Source organism: Pseudomonas sp. PSPC3-2 (assembly GCF_049897085.1).
Taxonomy (GTDB): domain Bacteria; phylum Pseudomonadota; class Gammaproteobacteria; order Pseudomonadales; family Pseudomonadaceae; genus Aquipseudomonas; species Aquipseudomonas paraveronii.
On the sequence record NZ_JAFCVO010000012.1, the window covers coordinates 55,226 to 75,488 of the forward strand.

Here is a 20,263-nt window from a genome sequence, read left to right on the forward strand (position 1 = left end):
GGCAAGGGCAAGCATAGGTGCTGGGGTGGGACTGTAAATACCGACGATCCGATAGCGAGGCATTGGCGATCAACGTGCAGTTCTCCGGTGTCCCCCCAGAGCCGCGCGCTGGCACATTTTGCGCTGGACGGTTTTCTGGATTGGCTTGAGGCAGAATACAAACAGGTAGCCGCCGAGCAACAGCGTCAAGTCCAGCCACGAGGGTACATCGGTGACGTAGATGCCTTTGATTTCGAATCTCAAACCGCATTCCAACCCCGCAAAGACGAACCCGATGAGCAGGGCGATCATCCAGGAACGGGCGGCAAAGGGTCGCTTCGTGATAGGCCTCATCGATGTGCTCCTGAGTGCACTCGTATGGCGGAAGAGGGTTTCACGAGATTCGGCCGCGAATCATGCAACAAGTTCCGGGCGTGATGACAGTTTCATCTTTCAGCGACGATGAAGGGGCGGGACACGCTGAGCGCGAAAACAACGCGAGCAGGCTAAAAGGGTTTTCGCCAGCCGTTACAGTGAACGAAAAGGCTGGCTACTGAAGGCGCTTCAAGGCGTCTGGTTTTTATCTGGCGCCGTAAGGCCAGCCTGGATGCGCTGGTAAATCTCCTCGCGATGCACGGCAACATCCTTAGGTGCATTGATGCCGATTCTTACTTGCTGGCCGCTGACGCCCAGAATGGTGATCGTAATGTCATCACCGATGTTTATGCTTTCACCAACTTTACGGGTGAGTATCAGCATGGACTTCTCCTTGATTACCTTTAAGGACACATGATTCAGACAGGGCAGGTGTCGGATGTGTGTAGCTTACTGCTAAGCGCTTCCCTGTGACTGCCTCTTTTAGGACGCAGAGAGGCGACATTAATTCCCATGGCGTCATCATACAGGTCTGCGATACATGATTCGCATTGTTTAAGCCAACGTTTATGACCGCCAGAATAGGCAGTGGATGATAAAGTTGCCTCTTTATCCTTAAAGGAGCAGGGCAGTGCGTAAAGTAGCGATGGCAATGGCGGTGTTGGCATTGGCCGGTTGCGGTGAAGGCAAGCGTGTCGAAGAGCCCAAGGCGCCGCCGGCCGTGACTGAAAGCCAGCCTCAAATCGGTGCGATTGCCGCCCAGGAATGGGACGTGCGCGTCGGCCCGCCGGACCACAAGTTGCAGGCGATCACCGACCTGACCGCCTGGTTGCTGGAGCATGGTTTCAATTTTTATATCGTGAAGGAAGACGGCAAGGACGTGGTGCTGTTGGGGCCATTTCCTACCAAGGCCGAGGCTGAAGCCAAGCAGGCCCTGCTTACGGAAAAGCTGGCCCGCGCCAAGAAAAACGACACCGAGTCGCAGGTCATCGAACACAAGGTCGCGCAGTAACCGGCAGATTGAGCGGGGAAATGCCGATTTCCCCCGCTCGTTTTCAGCCGCAGGCTTTTAGATTCACCGGGCCGACGAACTCATTGCCGCGCCCCATCACACAGGCCACCGTCTGATTGCGCTGGCGCTCCCAGGCCTGCACCGGATAGGTCTTGTTCCAGGCTTCGTACAGTTGACGATCCTGTTTCGACAGGCGCAAGCCGTATTGTTTGCTCATGTAAAAATACGTCCGTGCGATCATCCCGCGAATGGACGGGCGCGGCATGACCTTCTTGGCCTTGAAGTCGACCTGGGTCAGGCATGAGCCGTATTGTCCACTTTGCACCGGCAGCCAGCCAAAACTGAAGTTGTTCCGGTCGCCATTGACCTCGCCGATGCTCGGCACGAGGTTGTGCAGGTCGGCTTCGGCGCGTTTGAACACGTCGTCATGCCGCGTACAGTTCTTACGCCCGCCATTCTGCCAGCACTGGCGCTGATGCCCGATCTGCCAGGCAGGCACGATATGTTCCCACTCGATGCGCGCGGCACGGTTAGCGTTTTTGCGTGGGATGTAGCCGCAGGCTTTCAGGTCCACGCGGTTGCCCGTGTATTTGCAGCCGCAATAGAACTCGGTGGATTGCGGTGCGTAGAGCTTCCAGGCGATTTTCTTGGCTTCGCTGAACGTTCGGGGTGCTTGGGCATGGGCGGTGACGGCAAAAAACAGGCAAAAAAACACAGCAGTAAAACGGACACTCATTGAATCAATCTTCCTTCGGCACAACCCAGAAAATCTGCACGCCACCGTCGTCCCGGTGGGCGAGTGTGACGTTGTCGTTCTCCGAAATTTCTTCCAGCAAACGTTGCCATTCGTCCTCCGGCTCATCCGGCAGGCGGAAGATCAAGGCTGCCTTGGCTTTCTGGGCGTTGGTCGAATTGATGATCTTTTGCACACGAAGGGCCAGGCGTTCATAGGCGTCAGGCGGGGTTGGCACTGCGGAAGAGGATTTTGCCACGGCGGATTCCTTAATAAGCTGTACGTGCATACAGTATTTGACTGTGGGCAATTTCGCAACTGCTTAAAACTCAGCAAGCTCGTCTGACAGCGATTTAGGCGAATTGATGTAGGGCGGGGAGGTGGGTAGCAAGGGTTCTGCGGGGAAGCAGGGGCGAGCGAATCCGCCCCTGCACAGGTGTCACCAGGAATCAGTATTCCCAGAACATCCGTTGCAGCTCTTTGCTGTCCTGAGTCTTGGTCAGGGCAACCATCGCCAGGATCCGCGCTTTCTGCGGGTTCAGGTCATGGGCAGCCACCCAGTCATACTTGTCGTCAGGCTGTTCGGCGTTGCGCAGTACGAAACCGCCGGCATTCACGTGGGAGGAGCGAATGATTTGCACGCCTTGCTTACGCAGTTCCTGCAGAGCCGGGACGACCTTGGAGGACACCGAACCGTTGCCTGTGCCTGCATAGATGATTGCTTTGGCGCCGGCCTGGGCGAGGGCCTTGGCGGCAGTGTCGCTCACGTTGCCGTAACCGTAGGCGATTTCGACGTCAGGCAGGCTCTTGATGGTCTTGATGTCGAATTCAGAATCCATGGTGTGGCGCTTGGCCGGCAGGCGGAACCAGTAGGATTTGCCTTCAACCACCATGCCCAACGGGCCCCATGGGCTCTTGAATGCTTCGGTCTTGATGTTGATCATCTTGCTGACATCGCGACCCGATTGGATCTCGTCGTTCATGGTCACCAGCACGCCCTTGCCGCGGGCATTCTTGCTGCCAGCGACGGCTACGGCGTTGTACAGGTTGAGCATGCCGTCTGCCGACATGGCGGTGCCTGGTCGCATGGACCCGACTACAACGATGGGCTTGTCGGTTTTTTCCACGAGGTTCAGGAAGTAAGCGGTTTCTTCCAGGGTGTCGGTGCCGTGGGTGATCACGATGCCGTCGACGTCCTTGCTGTCAGCCAGTTCGGCGACGCGGCGACCCAGTTGCAGCAGGTTTTCGTTGTTGATGCTTTCGGACGCAATTTGCATCACTTGCTCGCCGCGCACATTGGCGATCTGGCTAAGCTCAGGAACACCGGCGATCAATTGCTCGATGCCGACTTTGGCCGCCTGGTAAGTGGCGCTGTTAGCTGCGCTGGCGCCGGCACCGGCAATGGTGCCACCCGTGGCGAGGATCACCACGTTGGAGAGTTTGGCTTTGGTTTCGACGTCTTTTGCCTGAGCGGCAACGGGGAACAGCAGCAGAAGGGCTAGGGCGCCCGGAACAATGGTCTTCAATGCAGATTTCATTATTTTTCTCTCTGGTTTTTGATGAGTGCGGTAGCAAGTTCATCTAGAGCGCTCGAGCGGTTCTGAACGCATCGAGGTGCTGGGAGGGAGCAGGATTTGTACCAGCCTGAAACTGCCGGTCGTTATTATGCAACCTACTGATTTAATTAGTATTTAATTGGCGTGTAGAGTGGTTTGTCTAAACGATTGTCCGGCTTTCCGAACAAAGGGCGGGTGTTGCGTTCGGTTGTCCGAAAATAATGACGAGATAGTCGCGCGCGGTTTATGTCATCGGCGTCATGGGCTGTCGTTTTAGAAAACGATCCGGCGGCGGCGATGTTTAATAACCCAGCGTGACGGACGAGAGAGTAGGGGCTAGAGGGCTTGTAGGGAGGGCGGTTTTCTTCCGTTGACAAATCTCGACAAGGTTCTCATAGTTTGACTAACGCAAACGTTTGCGAGATGTTTCACGGGTACGCCCTGAACCTCTTGAAAGCTCGTATCAGTCACCCGGGTGGGAGGGCTGCCGAAGTGTTCTTCGGTGCAAGCGTTGCTCACAATAATCATAAGATCGGAGTGAACCCATGAAGCTGCCATTCGCTGGACGTCTTCTTGCTGTCGCTGTGCTTGCCGCCGCATCTGCTGCGCTGCCTTTCTCTTCTGCATTCGCCGATGACGCCGCCGCCAAACCCAAGGTCGGCCTGGTGATGAAGTCCCTTGCCAATGAGTTTTTCGTCACCATGCAAGAGGGCGCGAAGGACTACCAGAAGACCCACGCCGCTGATTTCGACATGATCACCAACGGTATCAAGAACGAAACCGATACCAGCGCGCAGATCGATATCGTCAACCAGATGATCCTCGCCAAAGTGAACGCCATCGTCATCGCGCCGGCTGACTCCAAGGCACTGGTCACCGTGCTGAAAAAAGCCTCCGATGCCGGCATCAAGGTCGTCAATATCGACAACCGCCTGGACCCGGGCGTGCTGAAAAGCAAAAACCTCGATATTCCCTTCGTCGGCCCGGACAACCGCAAGGGCTCCAAGCTGGTGGGTGATTACCTGGCCAAGCAACTGGCTGCGGGTGACAAGGTCGGCATCATCGAAGGCGTACCGACCACCACCAACGCGCAGCAGCGCACTGCAGGCTACAAGGATGCGATGGACGCGGCTGGCATGAAGATCGTCTCCACTCAATCCGGCAACTGGGAAATCGACCAGGGTCAGAAGGTCGCCTCTGCGATGCTGAGCGAATATCCGGACCTCAAGGCACTGTTGGCCGGTAACGACAACATGGCCCTGGGCGCTGTCTCCGCAGTGCGCGCGGCAGGCAAGGCCGGCAAGGTGCTGGTCGTGGGCTACGACAACATCGAAGCGATCAAGCCGATGCTGCAGGACGGCCGTGTCCTGGCGACAGCCGACCAGGCCGCCGCACAGCAGGCCGTGTTTGGTATCCAGAACGCGCTCAAGCTGGTCAAGGGTGAGAAGGTAGACGCTCAAGACGGCGCGATTGAAACCCCGGTCGAACTCGTCCTCAAGAAGTAATCCTGGCTGCACCCAACAGCGTCCGCTCGCCCTGAGCGGACGCCTGGAGATTTTCCTATGTCATCTTCCGCCCCGAACGCTGTCCTCTCGGTCAGCGGTATCGGTAAGACCTATGCCCAGCCGGTTCTATCCGACATCACCCTGACGCTCAATCGCGGGGAGGTGCTGGCGCTGACCGGTGAAAACGGCGCAGGCAAAAGTACCTTGTCGAAGATCATCGGCGGGCTGGTCACACCGACCACCGGGCACATGCAATTCAACGGTCAGGACTACCGCCCCGGCAGCCGCACCCAGGCCGAAGAGCTGGGCGTGCGCATGGTCATGCAGGAACTCAACCTGCTGCCGACGCTGACCGTTGCCGAAAACCTGTTCCTGGACAACCTGCCCAGCCACTGTGGCTGGATCAGCCGCAAGCAACTGCGTAGTGCGGCGATCGAAGCGATGGCACGGGTTGGCCTGGAGGCGATCGACCCGGACACGCTGGTCGGCAGCCTGGGCATCGGCCATCAGCAAATGGTCGAGATCGCCCGTAACCTGATCGGCGACTGCCATGTGCTGATCCTCGATGAACCCACGGCGATGTTGACCGCCCGTGAAGTCGAGATGCTGTTTGAGCAAATCACCCGCCTGCAGGCCAGAGGCGTGGCGATCATTTATATTTCGCATCGGCTCGAAGAGTTGGCCCGTGTCGCCCAACGCATTGCGGTACTGCGTGACGGCAAACTGGTCTGCGTCGAGCCGATGGCCAATTACAACAGCGAGCAACTGGTGACCTTGATGGTCGGTCGCGAGCTGGGCGAACACATTGACCTGGGGCCACGTACCATCGGCGGCCCTGCCTTGACGGTAAAAGGACTGACCCGCGCCGACAAAGTCCGCGACGTCTCCTTTGAAGTGCGTGCGGGCGAGATCTACGGCATCTCCGGCCTGATCGGCGCCGGCCGCACGGAATTGCTGCGCCTGATCTTCGGTGCCGACTTGGCCGACAGTGGCACCGTTGCCCTGGGGTCGCCAGCCCAAGTGGTCAGCATTCGCTCGCCGGTCGACGCGGTGGGTCACGGCATCGCCTTGATCACCGAAGACCGCAAGGGCGAAGGCCTGCTGCTGACGCAATCCATCAGCGCGAATATCTCCTTGGGCAACATGCCGGAAATTTCCGGCGGCGGAGTGGTAAATAGTCGCGACGAAACCGCTCTGGCCAAGCGTCAGATCGATGCCATGCGCATCCGCAGTTCCAGCCCGGCGCAATTGGTGTCCGAACTGTCCGGCGGCAACCAGCAGAAAGTCGTGATTGGGCGCTGGCTGGAGCGCGACTGCTCGGTGATGCTGTTCGATGAGCCGACCCGCGGCATCGACGTGGGTGCCAAGTTCGACATTTATACGTTGCTCGGTGAATTGACCCGTCAGGGCAAAGCGCTGGTGGTGGTGTCCAGCGACCTGCGTGAGCTGATGTTGATCTGTGACCGCATCGGCGTGCTGTCTGCCGGGCGGTTGATCGAGACCTTCGAGCGCGACAGCTGGACCCAGGATGAATTGCTCGCCGCCGCCTTTGCTGGCTATCAGAAACGTGATGCGCTGCTCAACGACGCAGTGCTTAGGGATACCCCATGAAAACAACAACTTCGCCCGGTAAAACGGGTGGCAACTTTTACGGCATGGGCACCTACCTGGGGCTGGCGGGTGCGTTGCTGGCGATGATTGCGCTGTTCTCGGTGCTCAGCGATCACTTCCTGTCCTACGACACCTTCAGCACCCTGGCCAACCAGATCCCGGACCTGATGGTGCTGGCGGTGGGCATGACCTTCATCCTGATCATCGGCGGTATCGACCTGTCGGTGGGCTCGGTGCTGGCCCTGGCGGCGTCGGCGGTCAGCGTGGCGATTCTCAGCTGGGGCTGGAGCGTGTTGCCGGCCGCCGTGCTCGGCATGGGTTGCGCCGCGTTGGCCGGCACCATCACCGGTTCGATCACCGTGGCCTGGCGAATCCCGTCGTTTATTGTGTCCCTTGGTGTGCTGGAAATGGCGCGCGGCGTGGCGTACCAGATGACCGGTTCGCGCACGGCCTATATCGGAGACTCCTTTGCCTGGCTGTCCAACCCGATTGCCTTCGGGATTTCGCCTTCGTTCATTATCGCTTTGCTGGTGATCGCCGCCGCCCAATTGGTGTTGACCCGTACTGTATTCGGCCGTTACTTGATCGGTATCGGTACGAATGAAGAGGCTGTGCGTCTGGCTGGGATCAATCCCAAGCCTTACAAGATCCTGGTGTTTAGCCTGATGGGCCTGCTGGCCGGTGTCGCGGCGCTGTTCCAGATCTCGCGCCTGGAAGCGGCGGACCCGAATGCCGGGTCTGGTCTGGAGCTGCAAGTGATCGCGGCAGTGGTGATCGGCGGCACCAGCCTGATGGGCGGACGCGGCTCGGTGATCAGCACGTTTTTCGGTGTGTTGATTATTTCGGTGCTGGCGGCTGGCCTTGCGCAGATCGGTGCTACGGAACCCACCAAACGCATCATCACCGGTGCCGTGATCGTGATTGCCGTGGTCCTCGATACCTACCGCAGCCAACGCGCAAGTCGGCGAGGCTGAACCATGGCGACGATTAAGGATGTGGCAGCGCTTGCAGGTATTTCCTACACCACCGTGTCTCATGTAGTGAACAAGACGCGCCCAGTCAGCGAGCCGGTACGCCTCAAGGTGGAAGCCGCGATCAAGCAATTGGACTATGTGCCCAGTGCCGTGGCGCGTTCGCTCAAGGCCAAGACCACCGCCACCATCGGCCTGCTGGTGCCCAACAGCCTCAACCCGTATTTCGCCGAGCTGGCCCGGGGTATCGAGGACTATTGCGAGCGCAATGGCTATTGCGTGATCCTCTGCAACTCCGACGACGACGCGGAAAAACAACGCAGTTACTTGCGGGTGTTGCTGGAAAAGCGCGTCGACGGTTTGATCGTGACCTCGGTGGGCGGCGACGACAGCGGCCTTGCCGCGGGCTTGAGCGCGGTGCGCACGCCGATGGTGATCGTCGACCGGGCGCTGGATGGTATTGATGTCGACCAGGTGCGCATTGATCATGAGCAGGGCGCCTACTTGGCGACCCGACATTTACTTGAACTGGGCCATCGTGATATCGCCTGCATCGGCGGTCCCTGCCATACCCGCGTGGCACAAATGCGTCTGGCTGGGTATCACCGCGCTTTGCGCGAGGCGGGCGTCGATGTGGCGGCCAATCGCACCCAGGAAAGTGACTTCACCAGCATCGGCGGTTATGCCGCTGCGGTGAAGTTGCTGTCGGAAAACCCGCCGAGCGCGATTTTCGCGAGCAACGACATGATCGGTTTCGGCGTATTGCGTGCAGCGGCCGAGCGCAACATCCGCGTGCCGGGTGAATTGTCGGTGATCGGCTTCGATGATATTCAAATGGGCCGTTACGTGTACCCGGCGCTGACCACGGTCGGGCAGTCGATCGTGCAATTGGGCGAGACGGCGGCCGAGTTGTTACTGCGACGAATTGCGACCCCCCAACTGCCGATCGATCAACGCATCGTGACGCCAAGTATTGTCTTGCGTGAGTCGACGGCGCCACTCGCCGGTGTGTTCGCCCAATACCGCTGAACCGAATTGATGAGTACTGATGTATGCCAGCAAAAGTAGTGGTAGTAGGCAGCTTGAATATGGACCTGGTGACCCGTGCCAGTCGGTTGCCCCGCGCCGGTGAAACCCTGATAGGCCAGTCGTTCTCCACCGTCCCCGGTGGCAAGGGCGCCAACCAGGCCGTCGCGTCGGCGCGGCTGGGGGCCGAGGTTGCGATGATCGGTTGCGTCGGCACTGACGCCTACGGCGGCCAGTTGCGCGATGCGTTGCTGGTGGAAGGCATCGATTGCCAGGCTGTGAGCTGCGTCGACGGTTCCAGCGGCGTGGCGTTGATTGTGGTGGATGACAGTAGCCAGAATGCGATCGTGATCGTTGCCGGCAGTAACGGTGAGCTGATGCCCGCTTCGTTGCAGGCGGCTGACGCGGTGTTGCAGGCCGCCGACGTAATCGTCTGTCAGCTTGAAGTGCCGCTGGAGACCGTCGGGTATGCGCTCAAGCGCGGGCGTGAACTGGGTAAGACGATGATCCTCAATCCAGCCCCGGCCAGCGGTCCTTTACCGGCGCAGTGGTACGCCTCGATCGATTATCTGATCCCCAATGAAAGCGAAGCCACCGCCCTGAGCGGCGTGACGGTGGACTCCCTGGACAGCGCCAAGCTCGCCGCGATGCAGTTGATCAAGGCTGGCGCCGGTAAAGTCATCATCACCCTAGGTGCTCAGGGCGCACTGTTCAGCGACGGCAAGCATTTTGAGCATTTGCCCGCGCCAAAGGTCAAGGCGGTGGATACCACGGCTGCCGGTGACACGTTTGTCGGCGGCTTTGCCGCAGCGCTGGCCGATGGCAAAAGCGAAGCCGAGGCTATTCGTTTTGGCCAGGTGGCTGCCGCGCTGTCAGTCACCCGCGCGGGTGCGCAACCCTCCATTCCTACGCTGCACGACGTTCAAGGTTTTGTGTCCTCATGAAAAAGACACCGCTGCTCAATATTGCCCTGTCACGCCTGATCGCCTCCCTTGGTCATGGCGACATCCTGGTTATCGGTGATGCGGGCCTGCCCGTGCCGCCGGGCGTCGAGTTGATCGACCTGGCACTGACCCAGGGCATTCCCGACTTCATCAGCACCTTGCGCGTTGTGCTCAGTGAAATGCAGGTGGAAAACCATGTGCTGGCCGAAGAAATCCTGCTCAAGCAACCGCCGGCACTCAGTGTGCTCAACGCCCTGACCGACCAGGCGGCGCTCGGCGAGCGGCGTCTGGTCAGCCACGAAGCTTTCAAGCAATTGAGTCGCGGTGCGCGTGCCATTGTCCGCACAGGCGAGTGCCAACCTTATTGCAATATCGCGCTGGTGTCCGGCGTAACGTTCTAGAGTTCCCCAACGACAAGGAGTGTTTTATGCAACGTCGTCTTCCAACCCTGAAAAATCTGTTCCGGAGTGTTCTGCTTTTGTCCGCACTCACCGCAGCGAGCGCCCAAGCGGCGGAAAAAATCGACCTGATCATCGACACTGACCCAGGTGCCGACGATGTAGTGGCCTTGCTGTTTGCGATGGCTTCCCCGGAGGAGTTGAACATTCGGGCGCTGACCACCGTCGCCGGCAATGTGCGCCTGGACAAGACTTCGCGTAACGCGCGCCTGGCCCGTGAGTGGGCAGGGCGTGAGGATATCCCGGTGTATGCGGGCGCGCCGAAGCCGCTGCTGCGCACGCCGATCTACGCCGAAAATATCCACGGCAAGGAGGGCATCTCCGGTGTCGCCGTACACGAGCCGAAAAAAGGCCTGGCCGAAGGCAATGCCGTTGATTACCTGATCAAGACCCTGAGCACCGCCAAGCCCCACAGTATCACCATCGCCATGCTTGGCCCGCAGACCAACCTGGCGCTGGCGCTGACCCAGGCGCCTGAAATCACCCAAGGTATCAAGGAAGTGGTGGTGATGGGGGGCGCGCACTTCAATGGCGGCAATATCACACCGGTGGCCGAGTTCAACCTGTTCGCCGACCCGGTCGCAGCCGAAATTGTGCTCAAGAGCGGCGTCAAGCTGACCTATCTGCCGTTGGACGTGACCCACAAGGTGCTGACCAGTGAGGCGCGCCTGAAGAAAATCGCCGACATCAAGAACAATGCGAGCAAAGTCGTCGGCGATATTCTCAATGAATACGTAAAGGGCGATATGGAGCACTACGGCATTCCTGGCGGCCCGGTGCACGACGCTACGGTCATCGCGTACCTGCTCAAGCCGTCGTTGTTCAGTGGGCGTCAGACCAATATGGTGGTGGACAGCCGCGAAGGACCGACCTTTGGCCAGACCATCGTCGATTGGTATGACGGACTGAAGCAGGAAAAGAATGTGTTCTGGGTTGAGAATGGCGACGCCCAAGGCTTTTTCGATCTGCTGACCGAGCGCCTGGCGCGCCTGAAGTAAGGTGATTGCCGGTCGGCGCTCGCTGGCCGGTTCTTATTCGCGCCCGGGGTTGTGGGCGCCCATGTGATTGGCCGGGTATTTCTCGAAAACCTGGCCAATGAACGCTTGCGCGGCCTGGGTGCCCAACTCCTTGACCAGCAGGTCGATACCGATGATCGCCAATTCTTCCGGGCTTCCGGGGCTGTAGGAGCTCTGCCCTTGGGGCCACTTGGCTTTGATGTCGGCTTGGAGCGTTACGGTGGTCATGGGGGGACTCGCGAGCAGGAAGTACGGGGTAATGCGCTAAAACGCGGTTCTTACTCCGGCAGTTAACCATTTTGTACGGCATTTGGCACTGCTACTTATGCATGAGGTATTTCGGAATGGGGCCGGCCGTGTGCGACACTGTCAGCCTGTTTTAATTGCCGGGGAACACCGCGTGCAGATCGACTTGAACAACCCCGAGAACCTGACACTGACCGCCGTGCGCCAACTGCTCGCCAGTGCCAGCGACGATGAACACACCCAATTGCGAGTCACCAGGGCTGGTATTGCCTACATTTCCTCCGGCGAGGCTGTCGGGGGAGTCGATATCGATGGGTTGCTGTTTCGCCTGGAAACCTGGGCCAAGGGCTCCGGCTACGTCGGAAATGTGGCCGCCAGCGATGAGGTCTGGGTCACGCAGATTTTCAATGCTTTGAAACAGAATTGGCCAAAACCGCCGTTTGACTACATCGATATCTACTGAATTCGTTCATATCTGGTGACGATTGACCGGGCGAATGCTTGCCCTGAGTCAGGCAGACTTGCCAGCCAGCGATTTACGTCTTGAAACCAATCCGCCTGACTGCTGTCGCACGATCTCTGTCCATTTTTTATCATAGGAGGCTTCATGCCTTGGAAGCTCGCATCATTCGGTACTTTGTTGGCAGCACTCGCGTTGGCGGGTTGCAGCACCCCGGGTACCTCTGAGCCAGCCAAAGACGCCGCCGTGACCGATGCCGGTCATAGCCGCTGTGAGGCGAAGGCCGCCGAGTTCACGATCGGCCAGAAAGCCTCGCCCCAGTTGCTGGAGCAGGCTCGTACCCGTGCCGGTGCGCAGAACGCCCGAATTCTCAAGCCTAACGATATGATCACCCTGGAATACCGCTCCGACCGCCTGAACCTGAACACCGACGACAATCTGGTGATCACCCGGGTCAATTGCGGCTGATAGCCCCCAGGCTTTTGCGGCGCCCATAAAAAACCCCGTCACATGGACGGGGTTTCTTTAGCTCAGCGGAGAATTACTCGCCGCGAACCTGTGCAGCTTGCATACCCTTTTGGCCTTTCTCAGCCACGAAGGAAACGGTTTGGCCTTCTTTCAGGCTTTTGAAACCGTCGCTTTCGATAGCTTTGAAGTGTACGAACAGGTCGTCACCGCCACCTTGAGGAGTGATGAAGCCGAAGCCTTTTTCATCGTTGAACCATTTAACGGTGCCGGTTTGGCGATTAGACATGGTGTATCTCCAAGAAACATATATTTTCAGTAGTGCTGTGCTGCTCAGGCCAACTGGGCACACAGGGCTATCATAGTCGAAATGTTCGGCTTGGGAGCCCCCCCAAGGCACTGTTTGCTAATCAATAGCCTTGGGTTTAGTCCTTCGGTTGGCTGAAAGCCCCGATCTACGGGGCTTGTGCGCGAAATATCAACTGGTAAAAAAAGCCGTAAAAGCTGCGTAATTTGTGCGAAATGGCAGTTTTAAGAGGGTTTTTACTGAAAAACTGCCATCCGAATCGCGGCGATTCTTAGTTTTTCTTCACGACTTTGCAGGACGAAATAGCCGCAACCGCTTTGTTTTTTAGCGGCTGGCTCGCGTTCTGGTTCGTCATGAGTTCCTTGATTTCCGCGGTGCTCAATTCGGCATTGATTTTGTCGGCGCCGCATTCGCAGTGTGCTTTGGCGGTTTTGGCGTCCACGTTCTGGCTGGCGGCTGAGCTGCAGTCATTAACGAACGCGTCCCTGGCACCCGCAGGCCAGTTCGAAGGGGCTGCTGCGTGTGCGCCAAGGGAGATAAGGGTAAGGGATGCTGCAAGCGCAAAAGTTGAGGAAAAACGCATCATTAAATGCTCCAAAGTCGTGAGGACGAACGGCGATTCTCGATGGGTTTGAGGGCCGGCGTACAGCTCAAGTTCACTTTTCCCCCTATAAAGGCGGGAATTTGTTATTACCTGTGGTGGTGCGGGCGCGATGACCGTTCATCTGTGCTAGCATCTTGCGCTTGGCTATTTCCGGGCGCGCCAAATGCCGCCTTGCCATGTTTCTTTTTTCTCCACTCCAGTCACTCTGGTTCGATCATCGGTTGGCCGAAAGGCTCCTGCCGCTGTAAGGCAGGCGTTCATCACTGAACGGCCTGGTATTGGATCTTGTACTGGCTCATCCCAACCCACGTGACCTTTGGTAGGGGTCACCACTAGGAGAGGAGGCGCCATGCCAACTATTACTCTTCCCGACGGCAGTCAACGTTCATTCGATCATTCGGTTTCCGTAGCCGAGGTCGCCGCATCCATTGGTGCCGGCTTGGCCAAAGCCACCGTGGCCGGCAAGGTCGACGGCAAGCTGGTCGACGCCAGCGACCTGATCACCACTGATGCCAGCCTGCAAATCATCACGCCCAAGGATCAAGAGGGGCTGGAGATCATTCGTCACTCTTGCGCGCACCTGATTGGCCACGCGGTCAAGCAGCTGTACCCGACGGCGAAAATGGTGATCGGCCCGGTCATTGACGAAGGCTTCTATTACGACATCGCCTACGAGCGTCCTTTTACTCCGGACGACTTGGCTGCGATCGAACAGCGCATGCACGCGCTGATCGAAAAAGATTACGACGTGATCAAGAAAGTCACGCCGCGCGCTGAAGTGATCGACGTGTTCACCGCCCGTGGCGAAGACTACAAGCTGCGCCTGGTGGAAGACATGCCGGACGAGCAGGCCATGGGCCTGTACTACCACGAAGAATACGTCGACATGTGCCGTGGCCCGCACGTGCCGAACACGCGTTTCCTCAAGTCGTTCAAGTTGACCAAGCTGTCCGGCGCCTACTGGCGTGGCGACGCTAAGAACGAGCAGTTGCAGCGCATCTACGGCACTGCCTGGGCTGACAAGAAGCAGTTGGCCGCCTACGTCCAGCGCATCGAAGAAGCCGAGAAGCGCGACCATCGCAAGATCGGTAAGCGTTTGAACCTGTTCCACCTCCAGGAAGAAGCGCCGGGCATGGTGTTCTGGCACCCGAACGGCTGGACCCTGTACCAAGTGCTTGAGCAGTACATGCGCAAGGTTCAGCGCGAAAACGGCTACCTGGAGATCAAGACTCCCCAGGTCGTTGACCGCGGCCTGTGGGAGAAATCCGGGCACTGGGCCAACTACGCTGACAACATGTTCACTACGCAGTCGGAAAACCGCGACTACGCCATCAAGCCGATGAACTGCCCATGCCACGTGCAGGTGTTCAACCAGGGCTTGAAGAGCTACCGCGAGTTGCCGATGCGCCTGGCCGAGTTCGGTGCCTGCCACCGTAACGAGCCGTCGGGTGCGCTGCACGGCATCATGCGCGTGCGCGGCTTCACTCAGGACGACGCCCACATCTTCTGCACCGAAGAGCAGATGCAGGCCGAATCCGCTGCGTTCATTAAGCTGACCATGGACGTTTATCGCGATTTCGGCTTTACCGAAGTCGAAATGAAGCTGTCCACTCGTCCGGAAAAACGCGTCGGTTCAGATGAACTGTGGGATCGCGCCGAAGCGGCACTGGCCGCTGCGCTAGACAACGCGGGCCTTGCGTATGATCTGCAGCCGGGTGAGGGCGCCTTCTACGGCCCGAAAATCGAGTTCTCGCTGAAAGATTGTCTTGGTCGTGTCTGGCAATGTGGTACTTTGCAGCTCGATTTTAACCTGCCGATCCGTCTGGGAGCCGAATACGTCTCCGAAGACAACAGCCGTAAACACCCGGTTATGCTGCACCGGGCGATCCTCGGCTCATTCGAACGGTTCGTCGGTATCCTGATCGAGCACTACGAGGGCGCATTCCCCGCGTGGTTGGCTCCGACCCAGGCAGTGATCATGAATATCACTGATAAACAGGCCGATTTTGCTGCTGAAGTTGAAAAAACTCTCAACGAAAGCGGATTTCGTGCCAAGTCCGACTTGAGAAATGAAAAGATCGGCTTTAAAATCCGCGAGCATACTTTGCTCAAGGTTCCCTATCTTTTGGTTATCGGAGATCGGGAAGTCGAGATGCAGACTGTCGCTGTGCGTACTCGTGAAGGTGCTGACCTGGGCTCGATGCCCGTCGCCCAGTTCGCTGAGTTCCTCGCGCAAGCGGTTTCCCGGCGTGGTCGCCCAGATTCGGAGTAATTACTATTAAGCGTGAAATGAGACAAGATAAACGAGCTGCACCGAAAGCCCCGATCAACGAGAATATCTCGGCACGCGAGGTTCGGTTAATTGGGGCTGAGGGTGAGCAGCTTGGGATTGTGTCAATTGAAGACGCGCTTCTTAAGGCTGAAGAAGCCAAGCTCGATTTGGTGGAGATTTCCGCCGATGCTATACCGCCTGTCTGCAAGCTGATGGACTACGGCAAATCGATCTTCGAGAAGAAGAAGCAGGTTGCCGCTGCCAAGAAAAACCAGAAGCAGATCCAGGTTAAAGAAATCAAGTTTCGTCCAGGGACGGAGGAAGGGGATTACCAGGTAAAACTGCGCAACCTGGTACGTTTCCTGAGTGATGGGGACAGGGCCAAGGTATCCTTGCGATTCCGCGGCCGTGAGATGGCCCACCAGGAGCTGGGGATGGAACTCCTCAAGCGGGTTGAAGCTGACCTGCTCGAGTACGGTTCGGTCGAACAGCATCCTAAGATGGAAGGACGCCAACTGATCATGGTCATCGCCCCGAAAAAGAAGAAGTAATCAATAGGGCACGGCAGGCCTTCTGATTATGTTTATCAACTGAATGCGGAGTATCCGAACATGCCAAAGATGAAGACTAAAAGTGGTGCTGCTAAGCGGTTTCTGAAAACTGCTAACGGTATCAAGCACAAGCACGCTTTCAAGAGCCACATCCTGACCAAAATGTCGACCAAGCGTAAGCGTCAACTGCGCGGTAGCAGCTTGCTGCATCCGTCTGACGTGGCAAAAGTCGAGCGCATGCTGCGCCTTCGTTAATTTTGGATCAAGAATAGAGGAAGTAACTCATGGCTCGTGTTAAGCGTGGCGTCATGGCCCGTAAGCGTCACAAAAAAATTCTGAAACTTGCTAAAGGCTACTACGGCGCGCGTTCACGCGTATTCCGTGTTGCCAAACAAGCGGTAATCAAGGCAGGCCAATACGCCTACCGTGACCGCCGTCAGAAAAAACGTCAGTTCCGCGCTCTGTGGATCGCTCGTATCAACGCTGGTGCTCGTGTTAACGGTCTGTCCTACAGCCGTTTCATTGCTGGCCTGAAAAAAGCGTCCATTGAGATCGACCGTAAGGTTCTGGCTGATCTGGCAGTGAACGAAAAAGCGGCGTTTGCTGCGATTGTCGAGAAAGCTAAAGCCACCTTGGCTTAAGTACCCCCGACAGTCACCCTGGGCTACTCCTGTGGCCCAAGGTGTTAAACGTCATAAATAGGGGAAGAGCCTTCAAGCTCTTCCCCTATTTTGTATCTGGAGTCTGTACATGGAAAACCTGGACGCGCTCGTCGCTCAAGCTCTTGAGGCTGTGCAAAGCGCTGAAGATATCAATGCCCTGGAGCAAATCCGGGTTCACTACCTTGGCAAAAAGGGTGAATTGACTCAGGTGATGAAGACCCTGGGGAATTTGCCGGCTGAAGAGCGTCCGCAAGTCGGAGCGCTGATCAACGTCGCCAAGGAGCGTGTCACAGAGGTTCTCAATGCGCGAAAGGCGTCGCTCGAGGAGGCCGAACTTGCGGCCAGGCTCGCCGCCGAGTCCATTGACGTGACCTTGCCTGGCCGTGGCCAGGCCTCGGGCGGTCTGCATCCGATCACCCGGACTCTGGAGCGTATCGAGCAGTTCTTCACCCATATCGGCTACGGCATCGCCGAAGGCCCTGAGGTCGAAGACGACTATCACAACTTCGAGGCGCTCAACATCCCAGGCCATCACCCGGCCCGGTCGATGCACGACACCTTCTATTTCAACGCGAACATGTTGTTGCGCACCCATACCTCGCCGGTACAGGTCCGCACCATGGAAGCGAACAAGCCGCCGATCCGCATTGTCTGCCCAGGCCGTGTGTACCGCAGCGACTCCGATATTACCCACTCGCCGATGTTCCACCAGGTCGAAGGCCTGCTGGTCGATCGCGATATCAATTTCGCCGACCTCAAAGGCACCATCGAAGAGTTCCTGCGGGTGTTCTTCGAGAAAGAGCTGGCGGTGCGTTTCCGTCCATCGTTCTTCCCGTTCACCGAGCCTTCCGCTGAAGTCGACATGGAATGCGTGATGTGCAGCGGTAAAGGCTGCCGCGTCTGTAAGCAGACCGGCTGGCTGGAAGTGATGGGCTGCGGCATGGTTCACCCCAACGTGCTGCGCATGTCCGGGATCGACCCGGAAGAGTTCTCGGGCTTTGCCTTCGGCATGGGCGTTGAGCGTCTGGCCATGCTGCGTTACGGCGTGAACGACTTGCGTCTGTTCTTCGACAACGACTTGCGGTTCCTCGCGCAATTTCGCTAGTCGTAACGAATCTTTAGGAGAGCAGGATGAAATTCAGTGAACAATGGCTGCGTGGCTGGGTAAGCCCGCAGGTAAGCCGCGACGAGCTGGTTGCTCGTCTGTCGATGGCCGGTCTTGAGGTCGATAGCGTTACTCCGGCCGCCGGCGTATTCAGCGGTGTGGTCGTGGGCGAGGTGCTGAGCACCGAGCAGCACCCCGATGCCGATAAATTGCGTGTGTGCCAGGTCAGCAATGGCACGGAGACGTTCCAGGTCGTGTGCGGAGCGCCCAATGTGCGCCCGGGCCTGAAGATTCCGTTCGCCATGATCGGCGCAGAACTGCCGGGCGATTTCAAGATTAAGAAGGCCAAGCTGCGTGGCGTTGAGTCAAACGGCATGCTGTGCTCTCAGGCGGAGCTGCAGGTGGGCGAGGGTAACGACGGCCTAATGGAGCTGCCGGCAGACGCGCCCGTGGGCCAGGACATTCGTGTCTACCTGGAACTGGAAGACGCCAGCATCGAGGTCGACCTAACCCCGAACCGCGGCGACTGCCTGTCCCTGGCGGGCCTGGCTCGTGAAGTAGGCGCGCTGTACAACGCTCCCGTCACCCGGCCGGTGGTTGCCGCAGTCGCTGCGGTGCATGATGAAGTGCGCCCGGTCGAAGTGCTGGCACCCAACGCTTGCCCGCGTTACCTGGGGCGTGTGATCCGTAACGTCGACCTGTCCAAGCCAACGCCGCTGTGGATGGTTGAGCGCCTGCGTCGTGCCGACGTGCGCAGCATCGACGCTGCCGTCGATATCACCAACTATGTGATGATTGAACTCGGCCAGCCGTTGCACGCGTTCGATCTCGCCGAAATCAATGGCGGCATCCGTGTGCGTATGGCGGAAGAGGGCGAGAAGCTGGTTCTGCTCGACGGCCAGGAAGTCAGCCTGCGTGCCGACACCTTGGTGATTGCTGACCATTCCCGCGCCCTGGCAATTGCCGGTGTGATGGGTGGCGAACACAGCGGTGTGTCCGCAACCACGCGTGACATCTTCCTTGAGAGCGCGTTCTTCGACCAGATCGCCATCGCTGGCAAGGCTCGCTCCTACGGCCTGCACACCGATGCGTCGCACCGCTACGAGCGTGGCGTTGACTGGAAACTGGCGCGTGAAGCCATGGAGCGCGCCACTGGTCTGCTGCTGGAAATCACCGGTGGCGAGGCGGGCCCGATCACTGAAACCGTCAGCGAACAATACCTGCCGTCGATTGCACCGATCACCCTGCGCGCCAAAAGCGTTGAGCAGATGCTCGGTCTGGTGATCGAGCCGGCTGAAATCGAGCGTCTGCTTTCGGCCCTCGGCCTGGGTATTGCTGTGGGTGAAGCCGGGCAGTGGCGCGTTGAAGTGCCAAGCCATCGTTTCGATATCAGCCTCGAAGTCGACCTGATCGAAGAACTGGCCCGTCTCTACGGCTACAACCGTCTGCCGGTTCGCTACCCGCAAGCGCGCCTGGCGCCGCAACCCAAGGCTGAAGCGCGCGCGCACCTGCCTGAACTGCGTCGTCTGCTGGTTGCCCGTGGCTATCAGGAAGCGGTGACCTACAGCTTCATCGATCCGAAGCAGTTCGAACTGTTCAACCCAGGCGTCGAGCCGCTGTTGTTGGCCAACCCGATCTCCAACGACATGGCCGCCATGCGTTCGTCGTTGTGGCCAGGCTTGGTGAAAGCGCTTTCCCACAACCTGAACCGCCAGCAAGACCGCGTGCGCATGTTCGAAAGTGGCCTGCGTTTCGTCGGCCAACTGGATGGCTTGAAGCAAGAGCCGATGCTCGCCGGTGTTGTTTGCGGCAGCCGCTTGCCGGAAGGTTGGGCCCAAGGCCGCGATGCGGTGGACTTCTTCGACGTTAAAGCTGACGTGGAAGCCGTATTGGGTTTTGCCGGAGCACTGAACGACTTCACGTTCGTGCCGGGCAGCCACCCGGCGCTGCACCCTGGCCAGACGGCGCGTATCGAGCGCGAAGGTCGCCTGGTGGGCTTCGTCGGCGCTCTTCACCCGGAACTGTCGAAAACCCTCGGTCTCGACCGTCCGGTCTTCGTTTTCGAACTGGTCCTGGCCGAAGTCGCTTCGGGCAAGATGCCGAAATTCAGCGAGCTGTCGCGCTTCCCTGAAGTACGTCGCGACCTGGCGTTGATCGCTGATCGCGAAGTGTCCGCCACGGCTGTTCTGGATGTAATCCGTGAAAATGCAGGCGAATGGCTGACGGACCTCAGGCTATTTGACGTTTATCAGGGTAAAGGTATTGATCCGCATAGAAAAAGCCTTGCAGTTGGCTTGACCTGGCAGCATCCATCGCGCACTCTTAATGACGATGAGGTGAATACCACGACACAAAATATCCTCACATCGCTCGAACAAAGGTTAAACGCCACGTTAAGGAAGTGA

At 58.2% G+C, this 20,263-nt stretch carries 24 protein-coding genes; 16 read left to right on the forward strand and 8 right to left on the reverse strand.

What is annotated here, in order from left to right:
• Positions 1-69 precede the first annotated feature (69 nt).
• Together ACP7CJ_RS20020 and csrA are read right to left on the reverse strand one after the other, a co-directional pair.
• Positions 70-333, reverse strand: coding sequence for a hypothetical protein (locus tag ACP7CJ_RS20020; protein WP_276194053.1), 264 nt, complete (start codon positions 331-333; stop codon positions 70-72).
• Between the two features lie 210 nt (positions 334-543).
• Complete coding sequence (csrA, locus tag ACP7CJ_RS20025) at positions 544-738, reverse strand: carbon storage regulator CsrA (protein WP_003192511.1); 195 nt, start codon at positions 736-738, stop codon at positions 544-546.
• Positions 739-985: 247 nt separating this feature from the next.
• Between csrA and ACP7CJ_RS20030 the strand changes: the two genes are divergently transcribed.
• The gene (locus tag ACP7CJ_RS20030; protein WP_426101255.1) at positions 986-1,366 is read left to right on the forward strand and encodes an SPOR domain-containing protein; all 381 of its coding nucleotides are present in this window, start codon (positions 986-988) and stop codon (positions 1,364-1,366) included.
• Positions 1,367-1,409: 43 nt separating this feature from the next.
• On the opposite strand, the gene ACP7CJ_RS20035 is transcribed toward ACP7CJ_RS20030, so the two are convergent.
• The 3 genes from ACP7CJ_RS20035 to ACP7CJ_RS20045 form a co-directional block, all read right to left on the reverse strand.
• A complete protein-coding gene (locus ACP7CJ_RS20035) occupies positions 1,410-2,102 on the reverse strand; it encodes an endonuclease (protein ID WP_253397505.1) in 693 nt (230 codons plus the stop codon).
• 4 nt (positions 2,103-2,106) lie between these two features.
• Positions 2,107-2,358 carry a DUF1654 domain-containing protein gene (locus ACP7CJ_RS20040; protein ID WP_426101257.1) on the reverse strand — a complete coding sequence of 84 codons (252 nt, stop codon included), beginning with the start codon at positions 2,356-2,358 and terminating at the stop codon, positions 2,107-2,109.
• Positions 2,359-2,548: 190 nt separating this feature from the next.
• Positions 2,549-3,637 carry an asparaginase gene (locus ACP7CJ_RS20045; protein ID WP_426101259.1) on the reverse strand — a complete coding sequence of 363 codons (1,089 nt, stop codon included), beginning with the start codon at positions 3,635-3,637 and terminating at the stop codon, positions 2,549-2,551.
• A gap of 563 nt (positions 3,638-4,200) precedes the next feature.
• On the opposite strand from ACP7CJ_RS20045, the gene ACP7CJ_RS20050 reads away from it, so the two are divergent.
• The 7 genes from ACP7CJ_RS20050 to ACP7CJ_RS20080 are packed head-to-tail and all read left to right on the forward strand — an operon-like array spanning position 4,201 to position 11,168.
• Positions 4,201-5,160 (forward strand): sugar ABC transporter substrate-binding protein, encoded by a 960-nt coding sequence (locus ACP7CJ_RS20050; RefSeq protein ID WP_276194049.1) that lies wholly within the window; start codon positions 4,201-4,203, stop codon positions 5,158-5,160.
• A gap of 57 nt (positions 5,161-5,217) precedes the next feature.
• Positions 5,218-6,771 (forward strand): sugar ABC transporter ATP-binding protein, encoded by a 1,554-nt coding sequence (locus ACP7CJ_RS20055; RefSeq protein ID WP_276194048.1) that lies wholly within the window; start codon positions 5,218-5,220, stop codon positions 6,769-6,771.
• Positions 6,768-7,745: an ABC transporter permease gene (locus tag ACP7CJ_RS20060; protein ID WP_276194047.1), complete on the forward strand. Its 978-nt coding sequence runs from the start codon at positions 6,768-6,770 to the stop codon at positions 7,743-7,745. Before ACP7CJ_RS20055 ends, ACP7CJ_RS20060 begins: the two co-directional genes overlap by 4 nt.
• 3 nt (positions 7,746-7,748) lie before the next feature.
• On the forward strand, positions 7,749-8,771 hold the full coding sequence (locus ACP7CJ_RS20065; protein WP_276194046.1) for a LacI family DNA-binding transcriptional regulator: 1,023 nt from the start codon (positions 7,749-7,751) through the stop codon (positions 8,769-8,771).
• 23 nt (positions 8,772-8,794) lie between these two features.
• Positions 8,795-9,712 carry a ribokinase gene (gene rbsK, locus ACP7CJ_RS20070; RefSeq protein ID WP_426101261.1) on the forward strand — a complete coding sequence of 306 codons (918 nt, stop codon included), beginning with the start codon at positions 8,795-8,797 and terminating at the stop codon, positions 9,710-9,712.
• Entirely contained in the window at positions 9,709-10,113 is a 405-nt protein-coding gene (gene rbsD / locus ACP7CJ_RS20075) for a D-ribose pyranase (RefSeq protein ID WP_276194044.1), read from the forward strand. The genes rbsK and rbsD overlap by 4 nt, the downstream gene beginning before the upstream one ends.
• A 26-nt stretch (positions 10,114-10,139) precedes the next feature.
• Complete coding sequence (locus ACP7CJ_RS20080) at positions 10,140-11,168, forward strand: nucleoside hydrolase (RefSeq protein ID WP_426101263.1); 1,029 nt, start codon at positions 10,140-10,142, stop codon at positions 11,166-11,168.
• A 33-nt stretch (positions 11,169-11,201) separates the two neighbouring features.
• Here the strand turns inward: ACP7CJ_RS20080 and ACP7CJ_RS20085 are convergent, their stop codons facing one another.
• A complete protein-coding gene (locus tag ACP7CJ_RS20085; RefSeq protein ID WP_247395793.1) occupies positions 11,202-11,414 on the reverse strand; it encodes a hypothetical protein in 213 nt (70 codons plus the stop codon).
• 172 nt (positions 11,415-11,586) lie between these two features.
• Between ACP7CJ_RS20085 and ACP7CJ_RS20090 the strand changes: the two genes are divergently transcribed.
• Both ACP7CJ_RS20090 and ACP7CJ_RS20095 read left to right on the forward strand, forming a co-directional pair.
• Positions 11,587-11,895, forward strand: coding sequence for a hypothetical protein (locus ACP7CJ_RS20090; protein ID WP_276194042.1), 309 nt, complete (start codon positions 11,587-11,589; stop codon positions 11,893-11,895).
• A gap of 144 nt (positions 11,896-12,039) precedes the next feature.
• Positions 12,040-12,360, forward strand: coding sequence for an I78 family peptidase inhibitor (locus ACP7CJ_RS20095; RefSeq protein WP_017847669.1), 321 nt, complete (start codon positions 12,040-12,042; stop codon positions 12,358-12,360).
• Between the two features lie 73 nt (positions 12,361-12,433).
• Here the strand turns inward: ACP7CJ_RS20095 and ACP7CJ_RS20100 are convergent, their stop codons facing one another.
• Both ACP7CJ_RS20100 and ACP7CJ_RS20105 read right to left on the reverse strand, forming a co-directional pair.
• Positions 12,434-12,646 (reverse strand): cold-shock protein, encoded by a 213-nt coding sequence (locus ACP7CJ_RS20100; RefSeq protein ID WP_003234260.1) that lies wholly within the window; start codon positions 12,644-12,646, stop codon positions 12,434-12,436.
• A gap of 289 nt (positions 12,647-12,935) precedes the next feature.
• Positions 12,936-13,250, reverse strand: a complete 315-nt coding sequence (locus ACP7CJ_RS20105) for a hypothetical protein (RefSeq protein WP_426101265.1) — start codon at positions 13,248-13,250, stop codon at positions 12,936-12,938.
• A gap of 367 nt (positions 13,251-13,617) precedes the next feature.
• On the opposite strand from ACP7CJ_RS20105, the gene thrS reads away from it, so the two are divergent.
• From thrS to pheT, 6 genes are all read left to right on the forward strand, one after another.
• Complete coding sequence (thrS, locus tag ACP7CJ_RS20110) at positions 13,618-15,540, forward strand: threonine--tRNA ligase (RefSeq protein WP_276194040.1); 1,923 nt, start codon at positions 13,618-13,620, stop codon at positions 15,538-15,540.
• Positions 15,540-16,091, forward strand: coding sequence for a translation initiation factor IF-3 (gene infC, locus ACP7CJ_RS20115; protein ID WP_247395830.1), 552 nt, complete (start codon positions 15,540-15,542; stop codon positions 16,089-16,091). The genes thrS and infC overlap by 1 nt, the downstream gene beginning before the upstream one ends.
• A 60-nt stretch (positions 16,092-16,151) precedes the next feature.
• Positions 16,152-16,346 (forward strand): 50S ribosomal protein L35, encoded by a 195-nt coding sequence (gene rpmI / locus ACP7CJ_RS20120; protein ID WP_002553160.1) that lies wholly within the window; start codon positions 16,152-16,154, stop codon positions 16,344-16,346.
• Positions 16,347-16,375: 29 nt separating this feature from the next.
• Positions 16,376-16,732, forward strand: a complete 357-nt coding sequence (gene rplT, locus ACP7CJ_RS20125) for a 50S ribosomal protein L20 (RefSeq protein ID WP_003219940.1) — start codon at positions 16,376-16,378, stop codon at positions 16,730-16,732.
• A 109-nt stretch (positions 16,733-16,841) separates the two neighbouring features.
• Positions 16,842-17,858, forward strand: coding sequence for a phenylalanine--tRNA ligase subunit alpha (gene pheS / locus ACP7CJ_RS20130; RefSeq protein ID WP_276194039.1), 1,017 nt, complete (start codon positions 16,842-16,844; stop codon positions 17,856-17,858).
• A 26-nt stretch (positions 17,859-17,884) separates the two neighbouring features.
• Positions 17,885-20,263, forward strand: a complete 2,379-nt coding sequence (gene pheT / locus ACP7CJ_RS20135) for a phenylalanine--tRNA ligase subunit beta (RefSeq protein ID WP_426101267.1) — start codon at positions 17,885-17,887, stop codon at positions 20,261-20,263.